Origin of the sequence: Flavobacterium sp. Root901, from assembly GCF_001429765.1 — a bacterium.
Taxonomy (GTDB): Bacteria; Bacteroidota; Bacteroidia; order Flavobacteriales; family Flavobacteriaceae; genus Flavobacterium.
Genome location: NZ_LMJB01000001.1, coordinates 311,049 through 331,810, shown reverse-complemented (window position 1 = coordinate 331,810; position 20,762 = coordinate 311,049). Strand labels below are relative to the sequence as shown.

The 20,762-nt window shown below is 34.7% G+C and carries 18 protein-coding genes; 13 read left to right on the top strand and 5 right to left on the bottom strand.

Translation table 11 applies throughout. The annotated features are described in order from the left end of the window. The first annotated feature begins 1 nt into the window (after position 1). The 8 genes from ASE21_RS01230 to ASE21_RS01195 all read left to right on the top strand — a co-directional run bounded on the left by ASE21_RS01230 (position 2) and on the right by ASE21_RS01195 (position 9,743). Complete coding sequence (locus tag ASE21_RS01230; RefSeq protein ID WP_057120739.1) at positions 2-1,951, top strand: sigma 54-interacting response regulator; 1,950 nt, start codon at positions 2-4, stop codon at positions 1,949-1,951. Positions 1,952-2,116: 165 nt separating this feature from the next. Further along, positions 2,117-2,905, top strand: a complete 789-nt coding sequence (locus ASE21_RS01225) for an alpha/beta hydrolase (RefSeq protein ID WP_057120738.1) — start codon at positions 2,117-2,119, stop codon at positions 2,903-2,905. Between the two features lie 45 nt (positions 2,906-2,950). After that, positions 2,951-3,967, top strand: a complete 1,017-nt coding sequence (locus ASE21_RS01220; protein ID WP_057120737.1) for an alpha/beta fold hydrolase — start codon at positions 2,951-2,953, stop codon at positions 3,965-3,967. 36 nt (positions 3,968-4,003) lie between these two features. Continuing rightward, positions 4,004-5,773, top strand: a complete 1,770-nt coding sequence (locus tag ASE21_RS01215; RefSeq protein ID WP_057120736.1) for an amidohydrolase — start codon at positions 4,004-4,006, stop codon at positions 5,771-5,773. Between the two features lie 33 nt (positions 5,774-5,806). Further along, the gene (locus ASE21_RS01210) at positions 5,807-6,826 is read left to right on the top strand and encodes an MBL fold metallo-hydrolase (protein ID WP_128414642.1); all 1,020 of its coding nucleotides are present in this window, start codon (positions 5,807-5,809) and stop codon (positions 6,824-6,826) included. A gap of 35 nt (positions 6,827-6,861) precedes the next feature. Then, on the top strand, positions 6,862-8,235 hold the full coding sequence (locus ASE21_RS01205; protein ID WP_057120734.1) for an alginate export family protein: 1,374 nt from the start codon (positions 6,862-6,864) through the stop codon (positions 8,233-8,235). A gap of 39 nt (positions 8,236-8,274) precedes the next feature. Beyond that, complete coding sequence (locus ASE21_RS01200; RefSeq protein WP_057120733.1) at positions 8,275-8,775, top strand: nuclear transport factor 2 family protein; 501 nt, start codon at positions 8,275-8,277, stop codon at positions 8,773-8,775. 11 nt (positions 8,776-8,786) lie between these two features. Next, positions 8,787-9,743 carry a polysaccharide deacetylase family protein gene (locus tag ASE21_RS01195; RefSeq protein WP_057120732.1) on the top strand — a complete coding sequence of 319 codons (957 nt, stop codon included), beginning with the start codon at positions 8,787-8,789 and terminating at the stop codon, positions 9,741-9,743. A 91-nt stretch (positions 9,744-9,834) separates the two neighbouring features. On the opposite strand, the gene ASE21_RS01190 is transcribed toward ASE21_RS01195, so the two are convergent. After that, a complete protein-coding gene (locus ASE21_RS01190; RefSeq protein WP_057120731.1) occupies positions 9,835-11,556 on the bottom strand; it encodes an FAD/NAD(P)-binding protein in 1,722 nt (573 codons plus the stop codon). Positions 11,557-11,938: 382 nt separating this feature from the next. On the opposite strand from ASE21_RS01190, the gene ASE21_RS01185 reads away from it, so the two are divergent. The 5 genes from ASE21_RS01185 to ASE21_RS01165 all read left to right on the top strand — a co-directional run bounded on the left by ASE21_RS01185 (position 11,939) and on the right by ASE21_RS01165 (position 16,013). After that, positions 11,939-12,922 carry a hypothetical protein gene (locus tag ASE21_RS01185; protein ID WP_057120730.1) on the top strand — a complete coding sequence of 328 codons (984 nt, stop codon included), beginning with the start codon at positions 11,939-11,941 and terminating at the stop codon, positions 12,920-12,922. A gap of 3 nt (positions 12,923-12,925) precedes the next feature. Further along, positions 12,926-13,933: a hypothetical protein gene (locus ASE21_RS01180; RefSeq protein WP_057120729.1), complete on the top strand. Its 1,008-nt coding sequence runs from the start codon at positions 12,926-12,928 to the stop codon at positions 13,931-13,933. Positions 13,934-14,484: 551 nt separating this feature from the next. Continuing rightward, the gene (locus ASE21_RS01175; RefSeq protein WP_057120728.1) at positions 14,485-14,769 is read left to right on the top strand and encodes a hypothetical protein; all 285 of its coding nucleotides are present in this window, start codon (positions 14,485-14,487) and stop codon (positions 14,767-14,769) included. Positions 14,770-14,773: 4 nt separating this feature from the next. Further along, a complete protein-coding gene (locus tag ASE21_RS01170; protein WP_057120727.1) occupies positions 14,774-15,529 on the top strand; it encodes a tyrosine-type recombinase/integrase in 756 nt (251 codons plus the stop codon). Between the two features lie 175 nt (positions 15,530-15,704). Further along, a complete protein-coding gene (locus tag ASE21_RS01165) occupies positions 15,705-16,013 on the top strand; it encodes a hypothetical protein (RefSeq protein WP_057120726.1) in 309 nt (102 codons plus the stop codon). Positions 16,014-16,468: 455 nt separating this feature from the next. Here the strand turns inward: ASE21_RS01165 and ASE21_RS01160 are convergent, their stop codons facing one another. The 4 genes from ASE21_RS01160 to ASE21_RS01145 form a co-directional block, all read right to left on the bottom strand. Next, positions 16,469-17,155: a hypothetical protein gene (locus ASE21_RS01160; protein ID WP_128414641.1), complete on the bottom strand. Its 687-nt coding sequence runs from the start codon at positions 17,153-17,155 to the stop codon at positions 16,469-16,471. A gap of 324 nt (positions 17,156-17,479) precedes the next feature. Further along, complete coding sequence (locus ASE21_RS21525; protein ID WP_082603428.1) at positions 17,480-18,448, bottom strand: DUF4267 domain-containing protein; 969 nt, start codon at positions 18,446-18,448, stop codon at positions 17,480-17,482. 63 nt (positions 18,449-18,511) lie between these two features. Further along, positions 18,512-19,090 (bottom strand): Crp/Fnr family transcriptional regulator, encoded by a 579-nt coding sequence (locus ASE21_RS01150; protein ID WP_128414640.1) that lies wholly within the window; start codon positions 19,088-19,090, stop codon positions 18,512-18,514. Between the two features lie 159 nt (positions 19,091-19,249). Next, on the bottom strand, positions 19,250-20,683 hold the full coding sequence (locus ASE21_RS01145; protein ID WP_057120724.1) for a Dyp-type peroxidase: 1,434 nt from the start codon (positions 20,681-20,683) through the stop codon (positions 19,250-19,252). Positions 20,684-20,762: the final 79 nt, after the last annotated feature.

Genomic DNA, 20,762 nt, shown 5'->3' with positions numbered 1-20,762 from the left:
AATGGCAAAACCATTAAAAATACTTATAGTTGAAGATCAATTTGTTGAGGCAAATCATTTACGGCTTATGCTTAAAAAAGCCGGACACTCAGTTATTGGAATGGCACGATCAGTTCCGGATGCTAAATATTATATTGCAGAGCAGAAGCCGGAATTGGTATTACTCGATATATTCCTTTCGGGAAAAGAAACAGGTATTGATCTGGCTGAAATATTGAAAGATGACAATATTCCTTTTATTTATCTGTCTGCAAACTCAAACGAGGAGGTTTTGAGCAAAGCAAAACTGACTCATCCCCAGGGCTTTTTGGTAAAACCTTTTAGAGAAAAAGATTTGTTAGTGACGATTGAAATTGCAGAATATCATCAGCAGTACGGCATAGAGTCATCAATCAGAAAAGAGCTTCTGTTTCAAAAACAATTAAAAACCATAGTAACAAAAAGCGGCACTTGGGATGAAAGGGTTCTTAATATCATTAAAGCGTTGCAGTCTCTCATTTCTTTTGATCTTGTAATGGCTGTTTTTTATATGGAAAATAAATTATCCAGCAGGGTTTTAGGTTATGCAAGAACAGGTCTGCATGAATACCAGAGAATAGGAATTGAAGAGTTGCAAAATATTACTGCGTTAAAAGAATCTGAGATTACAGAATTACGCAATAAAAGTAAAGTAGAAACAGATGCGACCTATTATAATGGACCGGATTTTATAAAAATATGTGATAAGAACCCTATAAAAAAGCTGATAGCAAATTCTATGAATATGCAATCTAATCTGATGCTTCCGGTTCCTTTAACATTGACAGGAAGTGGCGGGTTATATCTATCTTTTTTCAGCAGGCAGGAAGATAACTACAATAAAAATCATTTAACGTTGTGCGAGAGGCTTCAGGAACCATTAATTTTTGCAATTGAAAATTTAATAAGTCACGACAAGAAAATGGATAAAAAAAGTACTCCTTCTGGAAATCCATTGACAACTAAACATATTAAAGACCTGGGCTTTGAATCGATCGTTGGAAAAAGTCCGGCATTGCTGAAAATATTTGACCATATTCTGCAAGTTGCTCCCGCCGATACAACCGTTTTAATTACGGGGGAAAGCGGTACAGGAAAAGAGAGTATTGCCCATAGTATTAAGGAGCTTTCCAATAGAAAAAACCAGCCTTTTGTTAAAATTAATTGTTCCGCACTTCCTCCAAGCCTTATAGAATCAGAGTTGTTTGGACATGAAAAAGGATCTTTTACCGGTGCAGCAGAAAGACGAATTGGGAAATTTGAGCAAGCAGATAATGGTACATTATTTTTGGACGAGATTGGAGATATGCCATTAGAAATGCAGGCGAAATTACTGCGTGCTATACAGGAAAAAGAAATTGAACGTGTTGGAGGTAATGTTTCCATCAAAGTTAATGTGCGTATTATCGCTGCTACCAATTGTAACCTTGAAAAAGAAGTTGCTGAGGGCCGCTTTAGACTGGATCTCTATTACAGGTTAAATGTATTTCCAATTCAGCTCCCGCCTTTGAGAGAGCGAAAAGAAGATATTGGACTTCTTGCACGTCATTTTATTGCTGTCTATAGTTCTAAAACGGGTAAAAATGTCACCGAAATAGCAGAAAGTGCATTAAAAAGTCTTTTGTCTTATCAATGGCCCGGTAATATACGTGAACTGGAGAATCTCATTGAAAGAAGTATTCTTTTGGCACAAACTAATGTCATTGAGCACATTCCGCTTCCGGCTATTGACGAAGCTAAAATAAATACTATGTCAAATGAATGGTACTTTAAAACCATTCAGGAAAATGAGAGGGAGCACATTATTAATGTGCTTGAAAAATGCAACGGAAGAATAAGAGGCGCGGGTGGTGCATCAGAAATCTTAGGACTGCCTCCTACAACATTAGCTTCAAGAATGCAAAAATTGGGCATAAAGAGAAGCCACTTTTAAATTTTTAATTTGTAACAAACGATATTAAGTTGCTTCATTTTCGTTGTACAACGAAATATAGTTGCTTATAATTTTGATAGTGATAATTAAAGTGTTGATTTTTAACTAGTTAATAAAAAGGTTCGGTTTTCGTTTACACTTTGGCATAACATTAAAAAATGTATTATGCTGACTGAAAACCCTACTACAATACTTTTTATTACAGGTGCATTTGTAAGCAATAAATGCTGGGATGAATGGAAAACCTTTTTTAAAAGTAAAGGTTTTACAACACTGGCACCGGCCTGGCCATACAAAGACGCTCCCGCAGCTCTTTTACGCGATCGTCATCCAGATCCTCAGATCGCCAGTCTGCGATTAACTGATTTGATAAATCATTTTGAAAATATCGCAAAAAACCTTCCGCAAAAGCCTATTGTGATTGGCCATTCTATTGGAGGACTTACAGCCCAAATACTTTTACAGCGCAATTTAGCTGCAGCTGCAATTGCCATACATTCCGTTCCTCCTCAGGGAATCATGACTTTTAAATTTTCATTTTTTAAAGCTGGCTGGGGTCCTTTGGGCTTTTTTACTTCTTCAAAAAAGACTTTTTTGATGAGCTTCAGTCAATGGCAGTATGCGTTTACGAATGGTATGCCTGAAGAATGGCAGGACAAAGCGTATTGTGACTCTGTTGTTCCGGAATCTAAATTAATAGTTCGGGACACTATTACTTCAGCGGCAAAAGTAGATTTTCACGCTGCTCACAAACCATTGCTTTTAATTGCCGGATCAGCAGACCACACTATTCCGGAATCACTTAATTATTCCAATTATAAAAAATATACGGACAAAAATTCTATAACAGATTTCAAGGTTTTTCCCGAAAGAAATCACTTTGTTTTGAATCAGCCTGGATGGCAGGAAATTGCAGTCTTTATACAAGATTGGATAGGAAATTTACCTGCTTAAAAAATATAAAAATCAATTATTCTATAACCAATTAAAATTTTAATTATGAAGACAAATTTATTAAACAATACGTTTTTTAGCTTTAAAAGCAGAACATTTCAGGTTTTAGCCGCGCTATTCCTCCTGACTTTAATTTCTTGCAATAAGAAAACAGAAGATAACCTTCCGGCAGAAACAAAAACTGCTGTGACAACGGAAAAGGATGAGACTGCACCTGCAAATCCGCCGTCAAATTTTAAACATGCCACAGCAATGGTAAACGGGGTAAACATCCATTACGTAATTGGTGGAAAAGGAGAACCACTTGTACTGGTGCATGGTTTTGGACAAAACTGGTATATGTGGAACCGTCTGCTTCCTGAACTTTCAAAGCATTTTACAGTAATCGCTCCTGATTTAAGAGGGGTTGGCGAATCTGATAAACCGGAAACAGGATATGATAAAAAAACAATGGCTGCAGATATTCATGAACTGGTTAAAAAGCTAGGTTACAACAATATCAATCTTGCGGGTCACGACATCGGACTTATGGTGGCTTATGCCTATGCGGCGCAATACGGAAATGAAGTTAAAAAATTAGCCTTAATGGATGCACTTCTTCCGGGTATTGAACCAGTATGGTCAAAAGTTTCAGCCTCTGCATGGTGGTTTGGTTTTTTTGCATGGCCGGCTTCAGGAGATATTGTTAAAGGAAAAGAGAAAGAATTTTTAACCAATTTCTGGCCAATGGTGGGACATGTAAAAAATCCTTTTACACCAGAAGAAACTGCAGAATTTGTGAGAGCATATGCTGTAAAAGACGGCGCAAAATCAAGTTTTAAATGGTTTGGGAATTTCCCACAGGACGGAAAAGATAATTTAGTTTTTGCCAAAACAAAACTAAAAATGCCTTTACTGGCAATGGGCGGGGAATATTTTGCAGCAGCATTTCTAAAAGATCATTCTAAGCTGGTTGCCGAAAATGTAACAGAATCTAAAATTGCGGGTTCAGGACACTGGCTGGTTCAGGAAAATACGGCTCAGGTACAAAAAGATCTGCTGGCATTTTTTCTGTCAAAATAATATAGCATGCTATTATACAGACTTATTATTCTAAAAATGAAACTAATATTTACAATACCATTCTTTTTCTTTAGCCTCTTACTGCAGGCTCAGGTAAAAGCAGACCTGATTATTTACAATGGAAAAATTGCAACGATGCAAAAATCAGGCGAATTTGTACAGGCACTGGCGGTAAAAGACGGAATTATCCTGGCAGCAGGCACTTCAAAAAACATCTTGGAAAGTTATCAGGCCACAACTACAAAAAGTATTGATGTAAAGGGTAAAACGGTTATTCCGGGTTTAAACGACAGCCATATTCATGTCATTCGCGAAGGGTTGAATTATAATTCAGAATTACGTTGGGATGGCGTAAAAACCCTGAAAAGAGCTATGGAAATGCTGAAAGAGCAAGCAGCGAGGACGCCGCCGGGAGTTTGGATCAAAGTGATTGGAGGCTGGAATGAATTCGGATTTGAGGAAAAACGACAGCCGACTATTGAAGAAATAAATGCCGCAGTTCCTGATAAACCTGTCTTTATAACCTATTTATATGGGAAAGCTTTTTTAAACAAAAAAGGAATTGAAGTTTTGGGTTATACTAAAGATACGCATTACGAAGGAAGTGTTCTGGAACAAGACAAAGATGGAAACTTAACCGGTTTAATGTTTGCCAAAGAAACACCGAAAGCCATTTATACCACTTTAGGATTAACTACAAAACTGACTCCCGAAGAAAGAATCAACAGCTCGCTTCAATTTAATCGTGAACTGAATCGTTTTGGATTGACATCTGTTATTGATGCTGCGGGAGGATCACAAAATTTTCCTGCAGATTATGCTGCTTCAATGGAATTGGCCAGACAAGGAAAACTGAATCTTAGAATCTCGTACTATTTGTTTGCACAACAAAAAGGAAGAGAACTTCAGGATTACGAAAAGTGGGTTGCCGAAACAGTCATCAATAAAAATGATAATCTTTTGACAGCTAATGGTTATACGGAAGAAGGTGCCGGAGAAAATATTGTGGCATCTGCGGCAGATTTTGAAAATTTTCTCGAACCCAGAATTGTGCTTTCAGATGAAATGGAAAAAGATCTGGAACCTATTATCCGCTTGCTTGTTAAAAACAAATGGCCTTTTCGGTTACATGCGACTTACGGCGAATCGATTGACAGAATGCTGAATGTGTTTGAAAAAGTGAATAAAGAAATTCCATTTAACGGATTACGCTGGTTTTTTGACCACGCAGAAACAATTACTCCTAAGGAATTAGAAAGAGTAAAAGCATTAAATGGGGGAATTGCAGTTCAGTTCAGAATGTATTTTCAGGGAGAATTGTATGAGAAAATGTATGGTGCTCCAAAAACACAATTGCCTCCAATTAAAAAAATGCTTGAGATGGGAATACCTGTCGGGATGGGAACTGACGCCACACGTATTTCAACCTATAACCCCTGGATGGCACTGCATTGGCTTATTACCGGAAAAACACTAGGAGGGATGCAGTTTTGGCCGAAAGATCAGGTTTTGGATAAGTTTACAGCACTTCAATTGTACTCTTCAGGAAGTGCCTGGTTTTCTGGAGAAGAAAAAGAAAAAGGAAAATTGATAAAAGGTATGTATGCCGATTTTTCGATTCTGTCAGAGGATTATTTTACTCTTTCAGCCGATAAAATTCGAAATATTGAATCGGATCTGACAGTGGTAAACGGCAAAATCGTTTATGGGGCACGAGATTTTAAATCACTCGATCCTGCAATTGCTCCGGTAATTCCGGACTGGTCGCCAGTGAAATATTTCCGGGGATATGCCAAAACAAGGTAAAACGAACTGAAGACAGTTCATAAAATATAAATCATGAAAATTCATAAAATAATATCTGCATTGGCAATTATCATGTTATGTAAATTAAGCATTACAACGGCTTATGCACAATTTCCAATGCCCAGTCACGTACCCATTTGGGATGCTGATAAAGTGACTTTAAAACTTCATAAAATTTCAGAAAATGTTTATGCCGTATCTCCTAGTACAACTGAAACTGAAACTACAAAAGGAATTCCACAAGCCACTTCGGCAGGATTTATTGTAGGAGACAAAGGGATTTTGCTAATTGAAACGATGTTAAGCAAAGGATTATACGATCAGCTTTATAAATTAATAAGGTCTGTATCGCCAAAACCTATTATTTATGCCATAAACACAAGTGATCACGGCGATCATTGTTTCGGAAATTACCTGCTTCCAAAGGAAACAATTGTCATTCAGAATGAATTTTGCAAAGACAATCTGGCTAAGAATTATGACAATATCAAACAGTTTATGATCATGCTATTTGGAAAAGGAAGAGGAATTGAAGAGAGTGTTTACCGACCTGCCGACATTACAATCGCCATTAACCAGACTATGAAAATTGATATGGGAAAAGGCAATATTGTTGAAGTTATAAATGTGGGAACCGCACAGTCTCCGGCAGATCTTTTTGTGTATTTAAAATCGCCTTCAGGAAATGTATTATGGGCAGGAAATCCTTTTATTGCTGAAAGCCCTGCAATTCCGTGGTTATTTGATGGGTATTTTCTGGAGCCTGTTAAAAACCTGAACAAAATTTATAATATGATTTCTGATAAAGATATTGTGGTTCCCGGACATGGCAGGATTACCAATAAAGCCGGAATTAAATATACAATAGATTATGTTACGGCTTTGCAGTCTAATGTTGAAAATGCAGTTAAAAAAGGCCTGACATTAGAAGAAACCAAAACTGCCGTGACCATGAAGGAATTTGATAAAGGATATGAACTTTTTAACTGGCTTCATTTCAATTTTAATGTTCCAAATGCATATAAGGACATCAAGCAGAACGCAGGTAAATAGAAAGTAAATAAGATGGTAATATTTAAAATTCATTTATGAAAAACAAGATAGTATTATTGGTTTTATTGCTTTCCATATCAGGATTTGCACAACGATATCCGGATTTTAAATTACTCAGGTTTGATGAGAATTATAGTGTTTTGGAAAACGATACTGTAAGCGATGACTGGTATAAAACAGTGAAATTTCTGCCAGTTTCTGCTTCAAAGAAAACATATATCAGTTTTGGGGGCGATCTACGTTTTCAGTACTTCTATGCTAAAAATGAAAATTGGGGCGATGGTCCGCAGGATAACGATGGTTATGTTTTAGGAAGATATTTGTTTCATGCCGATTTTCATGCCGGTAAGTATTTCAGAACATTTGTTCAGATGCAGAGCAGTATGGCAGACGGCAGAATTGATCCGAATCCTGTGGAACAAAATCCGTTGGAAGTACATCAGGCTTTTGCTGATTTCAATATTATAAATGACGGCAGCAAAAGATTTATTTTAAGGGCAGGAAGGCAGGAACTCACTTATGGATCTCAACGTTTGGTGGCTGTTAGGGAGGGACCCAATAACAGGCAGTCGTTTGACGGTCTTAAAGCAATTATATCCGGACAAAATTTCACAACAGATCTGTTTTATACAAATTATGTTGTCGCGCATGACGGCATTTTTGACGATGCTTCAAATAACGACCGGCAATTATGGGGAAGTTATCTGGTGTTCAACAAAGTGCCGCTAATCAAAAACATTGATGTTTATTATTTTGGTTATGAGCGGGCTAAAGCAGCATTTAATGACGCAGAAGGCCGGGAAAACAGACAATCTGTTGGAACAAGAATTTGGGGAAAAACAAACAACTGGCGTTATGACGCAGAAGCAGTTTACCAATTTGGAGATGTTGCTGACAAAAACATAAGCGCCTGGACGGCTTCGATTAATGCAGGATATCGTTTTAATACCGTCCTGTTTCGTCCGGAAATTGGTTTCAAGACAGAAGTAATCAGCGGAGACAAAACAGAAGGTGATAACAGTTTGCAAACCTTTAATCCACTTTTTCCACGAGGTGCTTATTTTGGGTTAGCATCAGTAATCGGGCCATCGAATTTAATAGATTTTCATCCTTCATTGAGTTTTGAAGTTGCTAAAAATGTCGATTGGGTAATTGATTATGATATGTTTTGGAGATACAGCAGTAATGATGGTATCTACGCACCCAATACAACTTTGATTTATCCCGGAGATACCACTGCAGAAAAGAAAATCGGAAATCAATTAGAAAGTGAAATCATCTGGGAGCCTAATCAATATCTATATTTTAGGGTAGAAGCAACATGGTTTCAGGCCAAAGATTATATCAAAGCATCCGGAACCGGTAAAAATATATTCTTTTCAGGAATAACAATGCAGCTTCATTTTTAGTTTGAAATGAACTGCATGAGGAACATTAAAAATCTGATTATGAAAAAAGCAGTATTTAAATTGAAAATGAAAGCCATTATTTTAATAACAGCAATGTTATTAATTGGTTTCCCGGCACAAGCCCAAGTATACTCCGATGAAGAATTAAAGACCAAAGCAGCCGTTGACAAGTTCTTTAGTTATGTAGGATCTAAAAATCCGGAAGGGATCGCTTCTATGGTTTCAGAAAAAGTAGATTGGTATATTTTCGAATCGAAATACATGCCATGGACGGGGCATCGTTCAAAACGGGAAGAAATTTCAGTGTTATTCAAAACCCTCTTTAGTTATTTTGTTGACGGAAGTGAAAAGCTCGAAGCCCAATCTTTTTTATTGAGAGGAAATGAAGCCGCTGTATTTGGTTTTGTTGAAAGAACTGTGAAAAAAAACGGAAAACATTTTAAAATGCCTTTGGCAATTCACATTACGGTGGAAAATAATCTGATAAGTAAATTTTCACTTTATGAAGAAACGCTTATTATTGAGGAAGTACTCAAATAAAACAAATTTATATGAAAGATAGAAGAACATTTCTTAAGCAGACAGGCCTTGCCGGGCTTGCGGGATTCGTTCCGATCAGCCCATTGCTGGCAAGCGATTTCCATGCAGATAAATCTATAGGCGATGAGAGTTCTGCTGCTCAATGGCCCGACGGATCACGTCTGGTAGTATCGATATCAATGCAGTTTGAAGCCGGCGGGCAGCCTGCAAATGCTGAAAGCCCATTTCCGCAAAACATGCAGAAAGGATATATAGACCTTCCGGGTGAGTCTTGGTATCAATATGGATACAAAGAAGGAATTCCCAGAATGCTCGACAATTGGGACAAATTCGGAATCAAAGTTACCTCGCATATGGTTGGTTCGGCAGTGCTGAAAAACCCTGAAATTGCCAAAGAAATTGTAGCAAGAGGACATGAAGCTGCTGCTCATGGTATGGATTGGGCTTCCCAATATGCTATGCCTTATGAAACGGAAAAAAAGTTTATCAAAGACGGGGCAGAAGCTATTAAAAATGTTACCGGTTTTGAACCTGTCGGCTATAATGCAAATTGGTTAAGACGCGGAACAAATACACTGGAAATTTTGCAGGAACTGGGATTTAAATACCATATCGATGACTTAAGCCGCGATGAACCATTTTTGTTAAAAGTAAAAGGAAATGATTTTGCGGTGGTTCCGTACACGATTCGCTGCAACGACATCGTATTAATAGAAGGCAAAAATTTTAGTGCCGATCAGTTTGCGCGCCAGGTTATAATGGAATTTGATCAGCTTTATAAAGAATCTGAAAAAAAGCGCAGGCAAATGTCAATAAGTTTTCATGATCGCATAGGAGGTACACCGCAAATCGTTGCTGCCGCTGCAGAAATCATTAGCTATATTCAAAAGCATAAAGGAGTTAGTTTTAGGCGAAAAGATGAGATTGCTCAAATGGCTTATCAGGATAAAAATATCATTAGAGAATGATAATGCGCCTGTAAGTTGTTAACTCAATATCATTTTTAAAAATAGTCCAGAGAATGCAAAGAGCTGTAAGCCGTAGCGATATGTTTTTAAATCAGACCTTTTCTTCTGAGTAGATACTGCCGACAATTTCAAGTGAAGCCGCTTCGCAGAAATCCAGTCCCGAATAGTCAGGGTTATAGCCTCCAATATACGGTACGGCCATAATATAGATGCTTTCATTGTAAGCGCCATACTGATCTATGATCTGAAAATTATCATTTATGGCAATTCCGGAAACTTTTAAGGAATAACTTCCATCAGGATTTTTTTCAACTAATGTATTTCCGGCTTCGATCGCGTCGGAAGCAGCACTGCTGCTTTGAAATTTTAACTGTGCGGGACTTACAGCTTTCTGGCTGAGCAGTGTAGTAAAAGGAAAATCCTCATAAGAAAGATGAGGCTGACCTATACAGTCAATAAAAGTGTTGAAATATTCTGATTTCTGGTTTTCGTTTTCGTCGGTATATCGGTAAATTATTCCGCCTCCATGCTGCGGCTCTACAGAACTTTCGTGGTTTACTGCTGTAATATCCAGAACACCGGCATGATGAAGAGCCAAAAGCTCGCTGCAGGACTGCTGTGGTACAAAAGCAATGACAATAGAAATTAAAGGCATCAGCACTTTCTGGAGACGCTGCATGTCTTCTGCAGAAAGATACTTGGCGGGATGGTTCATTGCAAAACTCAAAACGGCCAGCATTTCTTTCCAATAAACAGACTGCTGTCTTTTTATTGATTTTTCCGCCTCGGTATATTCTGCTCTCAATAAAACGAAAGGATCAAGACGTTCTCGAATTTCCATCATATCATCAACAAACTCTTCAATCGTAAGGTCTTTAATACGCTTATAAAAGTCAGGATCTTTTTCGCGGAATATTTCCTTGAAATTTTTTTTAAACACAAAATCCAGAGATAAAAAACCTTCATTTTCTTTTCGATGTGCGTCTATTTCTTCTCTTGTAAGCAGAGAGTCAGGTCGCAGATGGGAATCTTCGAGATGGAAACGCACTGCAGGCAGCATCCCGCTTCTGGAATGTATGATTATTTTGAAATCGGCACTTTCTTCTGCTTTTTCATAATGCAGGGTGCCGTTTTCTTCCCTGATGAAATTACCGTTACAGCGTGCTAAAGTACGTATAGCATCAATTGCTGTGAGCGATGATCCTCTTACTGCAACCGGATGGTTTAATTTTAGGGCAATCTTTGAGGGAGGATAAGGCGAATCGTAATAGCCTTTTACTTTTCCTTCATAACGTAAAGGCCATTTATGACCGGTGCAAATTATCGCATAATCAAATTCTTCCTCTCTATTTTCGGTGACTACTGTAGTTGTTTTATCTTCTTTATTATATCTCAGATCAGTCACATTGGTGTGGTAATGTATTACAGTTGTAATACCTTTTAAAGCTGCAATTTCCTGCAGCAATTCAAATTGCGAAGACAGATAGTAACCAAATAAGATTCTGGGCAGGACCTTAAATTCATTAAACTTTTCGGGATTAATCTTAAATCTGTCCAGCAATTCCGATGGTGCAGTCTGAAGCCAGTCCTCAATTGAATTTACAATTGACGGTATCTCATTATCAGACACATTGGTGACATGCTCGTCATTCGCACCTTCTGAGCCGTAGGGCATTCCTGCTCCAAGCATGCTTTTTCTTTCATAAATGGTAACTTCCAGCTCAGTGCTGCCGGATTCAATTAATCTTTTGTACATGAAAAGTCCGCTGGGTCCGCCTCCCAGAATAGCTATTCGTTTTTTATTCTGCTGCATTTTATAAATTTTAACCGAATTTAAATTTTAACCGAATTTAAATTTTTCTGCCGAGTTATTTATTACAGAATTATACGAGGGTTATTGCAGAATTTAAATAAGTATAAGACGGCTTATGGATTTTAAACTTATCTTTTAATTCTATTAAGTTTCAACAGAATGTATTACCTGCGAAAAATAATGTGAAGTGGGTTATTGTGATTTTTAAAGCCTGCCAATGATTTTGTTAATTGCACATTTCATTTTTTAATTATATATCTAGAATTATCTATACATTTGAATTAACAAAAAGCGCATAAAATTGCATTTTTACACATTTATTATAATTTGAAGTTCTTATTTTTGCTGATCTCAAAAAGGTAAACATTTCTATCCTTTTGGAATGCTCTTACCCGACCGTCATGGAAGCGTAAGCCCGCATGAATACCGATATGATTTCCAGGGGCAGGAAAAAGATGATGAAATTAAAGACGGGGAAGGGAATTCACTTAACTATACTTTCAGGATGCATGACCCGAGGATTGGTAGGTTTTTTACAAGAGACCCACTATATAAAGACTTTGCTCACAATAGCCCGTATGCTTTTAGCGAAAATAGAGTTATTGATGGCGGAGAGCTAGAAGGATTAGAATTTGAAATAAAAACTTATCAAGACCCTGTATCAAAAAAATATTCGACACAAGTTATCTATGATGAAAAAATTAAATTAGGTATAATAAGGCAAAGTTATAACAACATCGATGCAAATAAATTTGGTGGATATTCAAATTATAAAATGATTGAACTTAATCAAGAAGTTCCATTAAGAAAACCTGGAGTAGGTAGCGTTAATGTTGGTAGTTTTATATCTAATAAAAAATATTCTTCACCTAATGAACTTTTACTTGATGTTACGAGTTCTAATATGTTGACTAATGACATTAATGAATTTACTCAAAAGAATGGAACAACAGACGTGTACCCTGTAAAATCAAAACCTTACCAAGTAAAAATTGATGCTTCTGAAGGGTATGATAAAACAAAAACATTTACAGTTGTTAAGCAAAAAGAATATTTAATGAAGTATTTGTTGAAAGGGTATCAACTTCAAGTCGATATTCAAGCAACAAATATAAAAACGGATTTCATAAATGAACTAACAGCTGGATTTATAGCTAAAGGTTTTAAAGTTAATGTAACTCAATTAGATGTAGAATCTCTAGCAGGTAATACTTTACATATAAATGACCCTAGAAATAAAAATGGTATTATTGTTACTCCAATAGCCGTTCCTAACTTTAAGTTAGAGAAGATAGGTAAACCGATAAGTGATGAAGTTATAGAAGTAACAGATGATGAATCAGGTAAAACTATTGAAAAACCTTAAATTATGATACGATATTTTTTATTTTTTTTTATTACTCTTAGTGCTTTGTCTCAAAAAAATGATACTGCTTTACTAAGATTTCCCAATCTTGAATTACCTTTAGTTATTGATGATTTGACTTTTAATAATGTAATGAATAGTAAAAGTTTAAGCTATAAAGAATTGAGTCATTTATTAGTTAGCGATGATAAAGAGTTTGAGATAAAACTGAACGACACTGCAAGTAATAAATTATATTCGTTAGGCAAATTTTATAATGATGGGAAACTCAATTTAATAATACTCCATCACTTCAAAAATGATAAAGAAGAACGGATTTTAGTTTATTTATTGAACTATTATTCAAATACTAAACTTTCTGGATATGACATTATTGCTTGGAGGATAAAAAACAACAGTAAAACTACCAAAAAAGTTTGTTTACTAAATGCTAGTTCTATTATCAGTTTTAGACCTAAAAATGATATTAATGCTGAAGCAAATTATTACAAGTATAATTCCCAAAAAAGATTTCCTTATGATATTTATGATTGTGAAAAATTACAAGTTTGTACTAGTTATTGTCCCAAACTAGATAGTCTACCAGATAGAAAAGAGAACTTTTGGAATTTTGACAAAACATTTTTTAAAAGCAAAATTGACTTAGTTCCATATAAATATTGTAGCATAGACACTACCACGCAAGTTTTGTCATCTATCGAAGAAGAAAGTAAGGTTTCCATGAAAAACTATTTCTTAGATTCAAAAAAATTAAAAGACGGCAAAGTAATTGTGTTTTTCTTAAATGATTATAATTACCGAAATTATGAAATTGTCAAAGAAATTGGATACCAAATTTTTAATAAAAATGGAACTTTAAGTAAACAAAAACAAATTGCTCTTTATCATTTGGATAATAGAGGGGTTGAATCTTCATTTCTCTCCAAAGTATTTGTTGATGGTGATAAATTAAAGATAGAAAGTGGTTATCTTAATTTTGAGAAAGAAAAAGAAACACTAGATTTATTATAACCAGCTCTGCAAAGTGTTCTAATGCATCACACGTGTAGGTAAAATAACAATAATATTTTTAATCATTTTATAGTAAATAAGCGTTAATCCTGCTCCGCAGGATTAACGCTTATTTCTTTTATAAGTTCTTATTAAAGTCTTTCAGAATTAGTGATATTGGATTTTTTTGTAGCCTAAATTATTGAGGATAATACTTACTATAAGTACTTGTATCTCCTGAACTATTTAACACCAATACCAACTCTGTATCTGAGATAGATTTTATTGTGTAGATAAGCGGAACATACGGCAGATATACATTTAATAACTCTCCAATTTACCATGGACTTTCTCAATCTCCTTATCCATGTAAGCTTGCGCATAATGTACATAACGATTAAAAGAAGTACTGGCATGGCTATGTCCGCTAATTTTGCGTACCAAATGTTATGGCATTCCTAAAATTAAAGATGGTGATTGTCATGCAATAAATTAAAAAGTTGTAGCTTTTTATTCATACTCAGAAAATTTATGTTATCAACTAAAATGATATTTTTGTCAAAAACAAAACCATGAAAAAATCGAGTCCAATTATTTCCTTATTCAAACAATTTATAAAGGAAACCGAAACAGGAAAACGACTCAAAAAAAATGGAGAAAAAATAAAACCAGACTCTATACAAAACTATAAGTATGTATTAAATAATTTGATTCAGTTTTCGAGTGAAACTAAATTTGAATTACGTATTTGCGACGCTTCAAAATTGGATAAACGTGAATTAGGATCTGAGAAAAGTTACTGGAAAAGTTCTATCAAAAGTTTACGGAGTTCTTATATAAAAAGGCTGTCACGATAATTATGTGGGAGCTAATATTAAAGTAATTCGTGTGTTTTTCAATTATTTAAAAAATGATAAAGATTTAAATACAGGCGACTTTCAACGTTTGTTTTATGTTCGAAAAGAAGAAATAGAAATATTTGTTCTTTCACCAGAACAGCTTAAGTTTTTAATTCACGACAAAGAATTTGAGCAAACACTAATACCTAGTTACAAACGCATTAAAGATATTTTTGTATTTGGTTGTTCTACAGGTTTACGTTACTCCGATATTTTTTTATTAACCAATAAAAATTTCGAAAAAATAGATGGCGAATGGTACCTAAAACTAAAATCTAAGAAAACCAAAACCTTTAGTTTTATCAAACTTTCTGCCTATGCTGTTGCTATTTTTCAACGTTATACAACTTCAAATAACAAAGTGCCACTTTTTGGAAACACTAGTTTATTCAATTTTAATAAAAGTTTAAAACATATTGGTGAACTTGCAGGTTTTACAACCCCGATTGAAGTTTCGAGAGAAAAGCAAGGCAAAACGCAAACCATAACTAAAAAAACAGATACTTCAAAAAATCGCTTTTGCGATAAAATGAGTTCGCACATGATGCGAAGAACTGCTATTACTACTTTACTTATTTTAGGAATGCCGGAGCATTTAGTTCGCAAAATTAGCGGACATAGTCATGCCAGTACTTCTTTTAATCGATATGTTCATTATGCACAGGCTTATATGGATAAAGAGATTGAGAAGGTGCACAGTAAATTGGAGAGTTATTGAATAAAAACAGAGCCTTAATTTGTTATATGCTTTGGAATAAAAAAACCTCGTATTTATACGAGGTTTCATTTATTGGATTTGTTTTTGTCAATAGCTGTGTAGCTTTACTTTAGGCACAGATTGCAAATCTGCCCTATCATTGTGTTGATATATCTGAGCCATCGGGATATTTAGTTTGACAATCAGGACAACTGATAATGTCTTAGTTGTAAATAAAACATACAACTTATACACAAAGAACACCTTTTACTTTTTACCTCTAAATGACTCCTCACTTTGTTATAAAGAAGTTAATCTTTGGGATACAGATGAAACATCAGGAACAATAAAAATCACTAGTTTTGATGGAAAAACCTTAAAAGGTGAATTCAATATTAGTAACTTAACCAATGATAATGGTTTTCCATTAGGTTACTGTGACGGTACTAAAATAGTAGAAAAAAGATTCAATATCACCACAGGTACATTTACGGCTATTCCGTAAAAACATCATTTCTTATTAGCCAAAAGCCACTCATAATGAAGTGGCTTTTTTGTTTGCTTTAGATTGTGGGGTGCGAAGTCAGGAGACATTCGCACAACGCATACGATTTTTTTTTGATAAGAACTCTTCGCAGAGCGTGGTGTTTATACTGAAGTCCAATAATAATTCAGTACTATCAAAAATAGTAAATGATACAACGTAAAAAATATGTAAATAATCTTTTTCTCTTTTTTAAACATATAAACACTCAATAAGATAAAGAGTATAACAAAAAATGAAAAAACATTTCTTGTAGTTTTACCAATATAATATACTTGCTCTATATTGAACTTAGTTTTATAAAATACATCCAAACAAGAATATATTATTGGCCAAACTAAGCCGACATACAGAATCCATCTAATAAATTTTATCATAATTCTAATTTTATTTATTTTAATTAATCATTTTTTTTCTTACAATGAACCCATATTCAACTCAACTTTAGCTAAATAAAAAAAATGCTCTAAATATGCATTAGCACCATAACTGATACAATCAGTTAATTTTTTTTTATAAAAATCTAAATTCGACGATTCTAATTTTTTAATACCTAAAACAAAATCAAGACAACATAATTGTCTTTCTCTTAAAATATTTGTCATAGTTACTGATGAGTATAATTCAGTTTCTGTAATTTCATCTAAAAGGTAGTTTCCTTGCAACCCGTAAAAATTAGTAGCAATTTTATTCTTTAACAGTTTTTTCATTTTCTTTTTCACTGTCAATAATAATTTATCATCATTTAGTTTTACACTTGCAAAGTATTGAAATATCAACACATCTATTCCTCCCGCAATATCGGCGTACTTAGCTTTCTCTCCTTTTGTCCAATATTCAATGGCTTTACTCTTATTATCAAGTGCCCAAAAAGCAATACCTGATAGAATAAAATCTACATCGGTCTCGCCATCGGTCTTGTGAATAATTGTATCACATAATTCTATTACGTCACTATATCTTTGTAATTGTAAAAGTGCAAATACTTTATTGTTTAAAATAGATATATCTTTAGTTAAAGAATATTGCTCATCTGCAACAATAGAAGCTTCTTCAAAATGATTACTTTTAATTAATTCCCAAACGTTTTTTTCTTTTTCCATTATTCTAATTTTCCTGTTTTTGGAATCCATATCTATAGGAATCACTAGAACCATGTCTATTAGGCACTAACTGTCCAAAAGGATAGTAATCTGAAGTGTTTGAGATTAATAAATATATAAATGATCATAATTTATAACTTCTAACATTTAATCCAAATATATTGATAATTTTAGATATAATGTAAAGTATTTAGATTGGTAATTATATTTTCAACTAATAATGTTATAATTGCTGTTTTTCTTAAGTTTTTATTTAAAATTAAGAATTTTGCCAGTTGCAAAATTAAATGAGAATGTCTACATCTATTGGAAAATAGTATCAACTCACATCCTAATTTTTTTATTTTGAATATTTGTTAGTTCAATAATTTCCTCTTTAGAATAGTTTTCAACTTTGCAATATTTCCCTATCAGTTCATCCAGACGGCCTTTTTTAATAGCAGACTTAGCGATCCAATTGAATAATGGTTCAGCAAGTTTTTGAATTCCGTTCATCCTTGAATTATTTAAATAGATAAATAATGCTAAGTCAGAGATATTTTTAGGAATACCAGATTTAGTTGCTAGTCCATCGTTTGACAAACCTTTTAGAATTAATAGAGAGTATTCAAAGTTTAAGTTCCCGGGCCTGATAGTGACTTTAATGAGACATTCTTCCTCTGAGATATTATGGAAATAATGTTTTTCATTAGGCTGGATAACTGCTGTATCTCCCGGTGTTAAATTAAGTACATCATTTCCTTTTCCAACTTCCAGCGTTCCTTTTAAAATTTCGAAAGTTTCGGAAAACAAGGTATGATGGTGCCACGGTGTCTTTTCGCCGGGCAGGATATTCATTTCTAATACACTGTCTTTCTGTGAAACAGCTGATTTAATCAAATGAATATAGCCTTGCATTTTTATATTACTATTATTACCGGGTTTATTCAATATTAAAATTAGCCCCGAAATAAAACAAACCGCAATTGCGCATATGTGCGAGATAGCAGGAATTATATCATTATAATCCTTATTTAAAACGATTAACAGATCAACGGCTGGAATTATTGTACCAAGCAGTATTGCTATGCCAAGTGCTTTTATTTCTTTCAGCACCAGAATACAAAGTACTAAACCGGAAAAAATATCGCGGATGCCTTTAATGTAATGAAACGAATAATCACCTTGCTCATTAAAGTGTATACCAAAATCAGATTCTGCATTTTCAGGAGAAATGAAAAATCTTGCTCCCAAAAAAATCAATGCCAGCCCTGTCAGGAAAGCCAATGAAATAGAAATTTTCTTTACCATCATAATATTGTTTAAAAATTATGATACAAAATTCTATAACCTGCTGCCGATATCTATGCACCTGAGTTAATAAATCAATTTTGAGTAAAAATCCGTTTTCGTATACGACTGAGGCTTTACTCCGACAAACGATGCAATGTGGTACTGCGAAATTCTTTGTTGTAAATCAGGATGTTTTTTTATGAATTTTTCATATCGGTGTTCGGGAGTATCAGTATAAAATGAGCTCAGGTCCTGAAGTAATTCTATAAAAACCTGATTGATCACAAGCCTGCCAAATCGTTCACCTTCGCCGATTACCTTATAAAATATTTCTAAGTCATCATACGAAATTTGAAGCATTTCACAATCTTCTAATGCCTGAATAATTTTTGTTGATGGTTTTTGCGGTACAAAACTTTCATAATTACAAACGAAATTGTTTTCCTGAGCAAATGCATATGTTTTATCTTCCCCATCCATGTTAATATAATAGCGCATTAATCCTTTTAAAATAAAGCCTACATGTTGAGATACTTGACCGTCAGCCAAAAAGAACTCTCCTTTTTTTAAGGTTTTTTTCTTAAAAAGAAAGTTGATTTCATCGATTTCTTTTGCGGTAAGAGTAATTAAAGATTGAATACTGGCTATTAATGATGCTCTCATATTTATATTATTTTCAGGAAATATAATGGCTGATCAATATTCAAAAATATAAATATTTCACTTTAAATAGGTTTTTATAAATTATATTAACGCTTCTTTTTTGCACAAAGTGAGTTCAAACAAAAAACCGCTCCATTAGAGCGGCTTTGTTTTCAAATTTTATATTTCACTTAATGCAATTTCTTTAAGTGCTGAAATTGAAGGCAGTAAAAAATAGGCGGTTCCACGGGTTACTACAAATTGCGGCAAAGGACCTTGAACTACTATATTATTTCCATCTGCCATTGGAATTGTAAAATCTGGATCGACATTTCCGGGTAAAGGAACAATACGATTGGCGACTAAAGGATCCTGAGGTGTATTATCAGCAGGATTAAAAACATTACTGAAATTGTTCATGTTTATCCAGCCATAAAGCGTTTCAAACTGACTGCTCAGGTCACCGCAAAGAAACAAACCAATCAAGCCGCGATCAGCATCCGGATCAACTGACATAGGCGGTCCATAAGGCATACCGCGTCTGATAATACGAGGGACAGTATCTGAACCTGCTGCATCTACGCCTTCATCACGAGGATTCGATACTCTGGTATGTGCTGAAAACGGACATTTAAGACCTTGCATATCATCTTTTAAATATCCAAAATCTGTACTTTTAGAAGTATCATGCTGAGGTTCGTCTGACGAGAGTACAAGTGGAGAACCATTTCTCCAGCGGCCGCACATTTTCGCCGCAAGCCATTCAGCAGTATATTCTTTTGTATTTTTAATTTGCGGAGCTATTAATTCTGACTGTTTTTCCAGAAAATCGTTAAATGCTTCCACATCCTGATAAAGAATCCTAAATGCATTATAGCAGCCATTTTTTGCAAAATCGGCTTCAGGACCAGAAAGCGGTCCCGGAATTGGGTTTGGAAGCGTACTGTACCCTATCAAAAAGTTGTTGAGGTCTTGCTGATCCCTGCCTGCCGAATTTTGGTTTAAATCTGGTTCGTCAATAGAATCTCTGTAGCGAAAGTGGATATAATCTGAAGGGACTAATAAATATTGCTCTAATCTGCCGCTTTCAGAATTTAATGGTTTTAGTTCCGTAACGGCGCCATTGCTTTTTAAGGCTGCATCATTTACAATTCCAACTATTTTTTCCTGTGCAGTCGGGTTCATAGCATATACATGTACAACACAATGAACATCTTTATTATTAAATTTTTTGTTCCACCATTGTGAAGGAGCGCCATCACCATAATCTCCCAAAGATTGCTGGGCGTTATTAGGATCCCAAGGTCCTTTTTTAAATGTAGAAGGAAAGCTTGAGTTTAGAACATTAAGCTCTGGTTTCACAATATTGATTCCAATTGCCGAAAGACCAATATTCAGCATTATTTCGGGTTTTAAAGCTCCCCAGTCTTCAGCGCTTTGCAGGTAAGGAAGTAAATCTCTAAAAAATTCCTTAATAGCGTGTAAACTGAAATCCTGATGATCAAATTTAAATAGCATGTGTACAGAACAAGGATGCGTATAACCATTTATAATAAGACCCTGTATATCGTTTAATTCAGGCTTAACAGTTTCGGTTTGTTGTGTATAATTCATAAGATTAAGTTTTTAATTAAAGAAAAAAACAGCTGGATCAAATGATGCAGCTGTAATTGTTTATACTTTTTCTTATTTC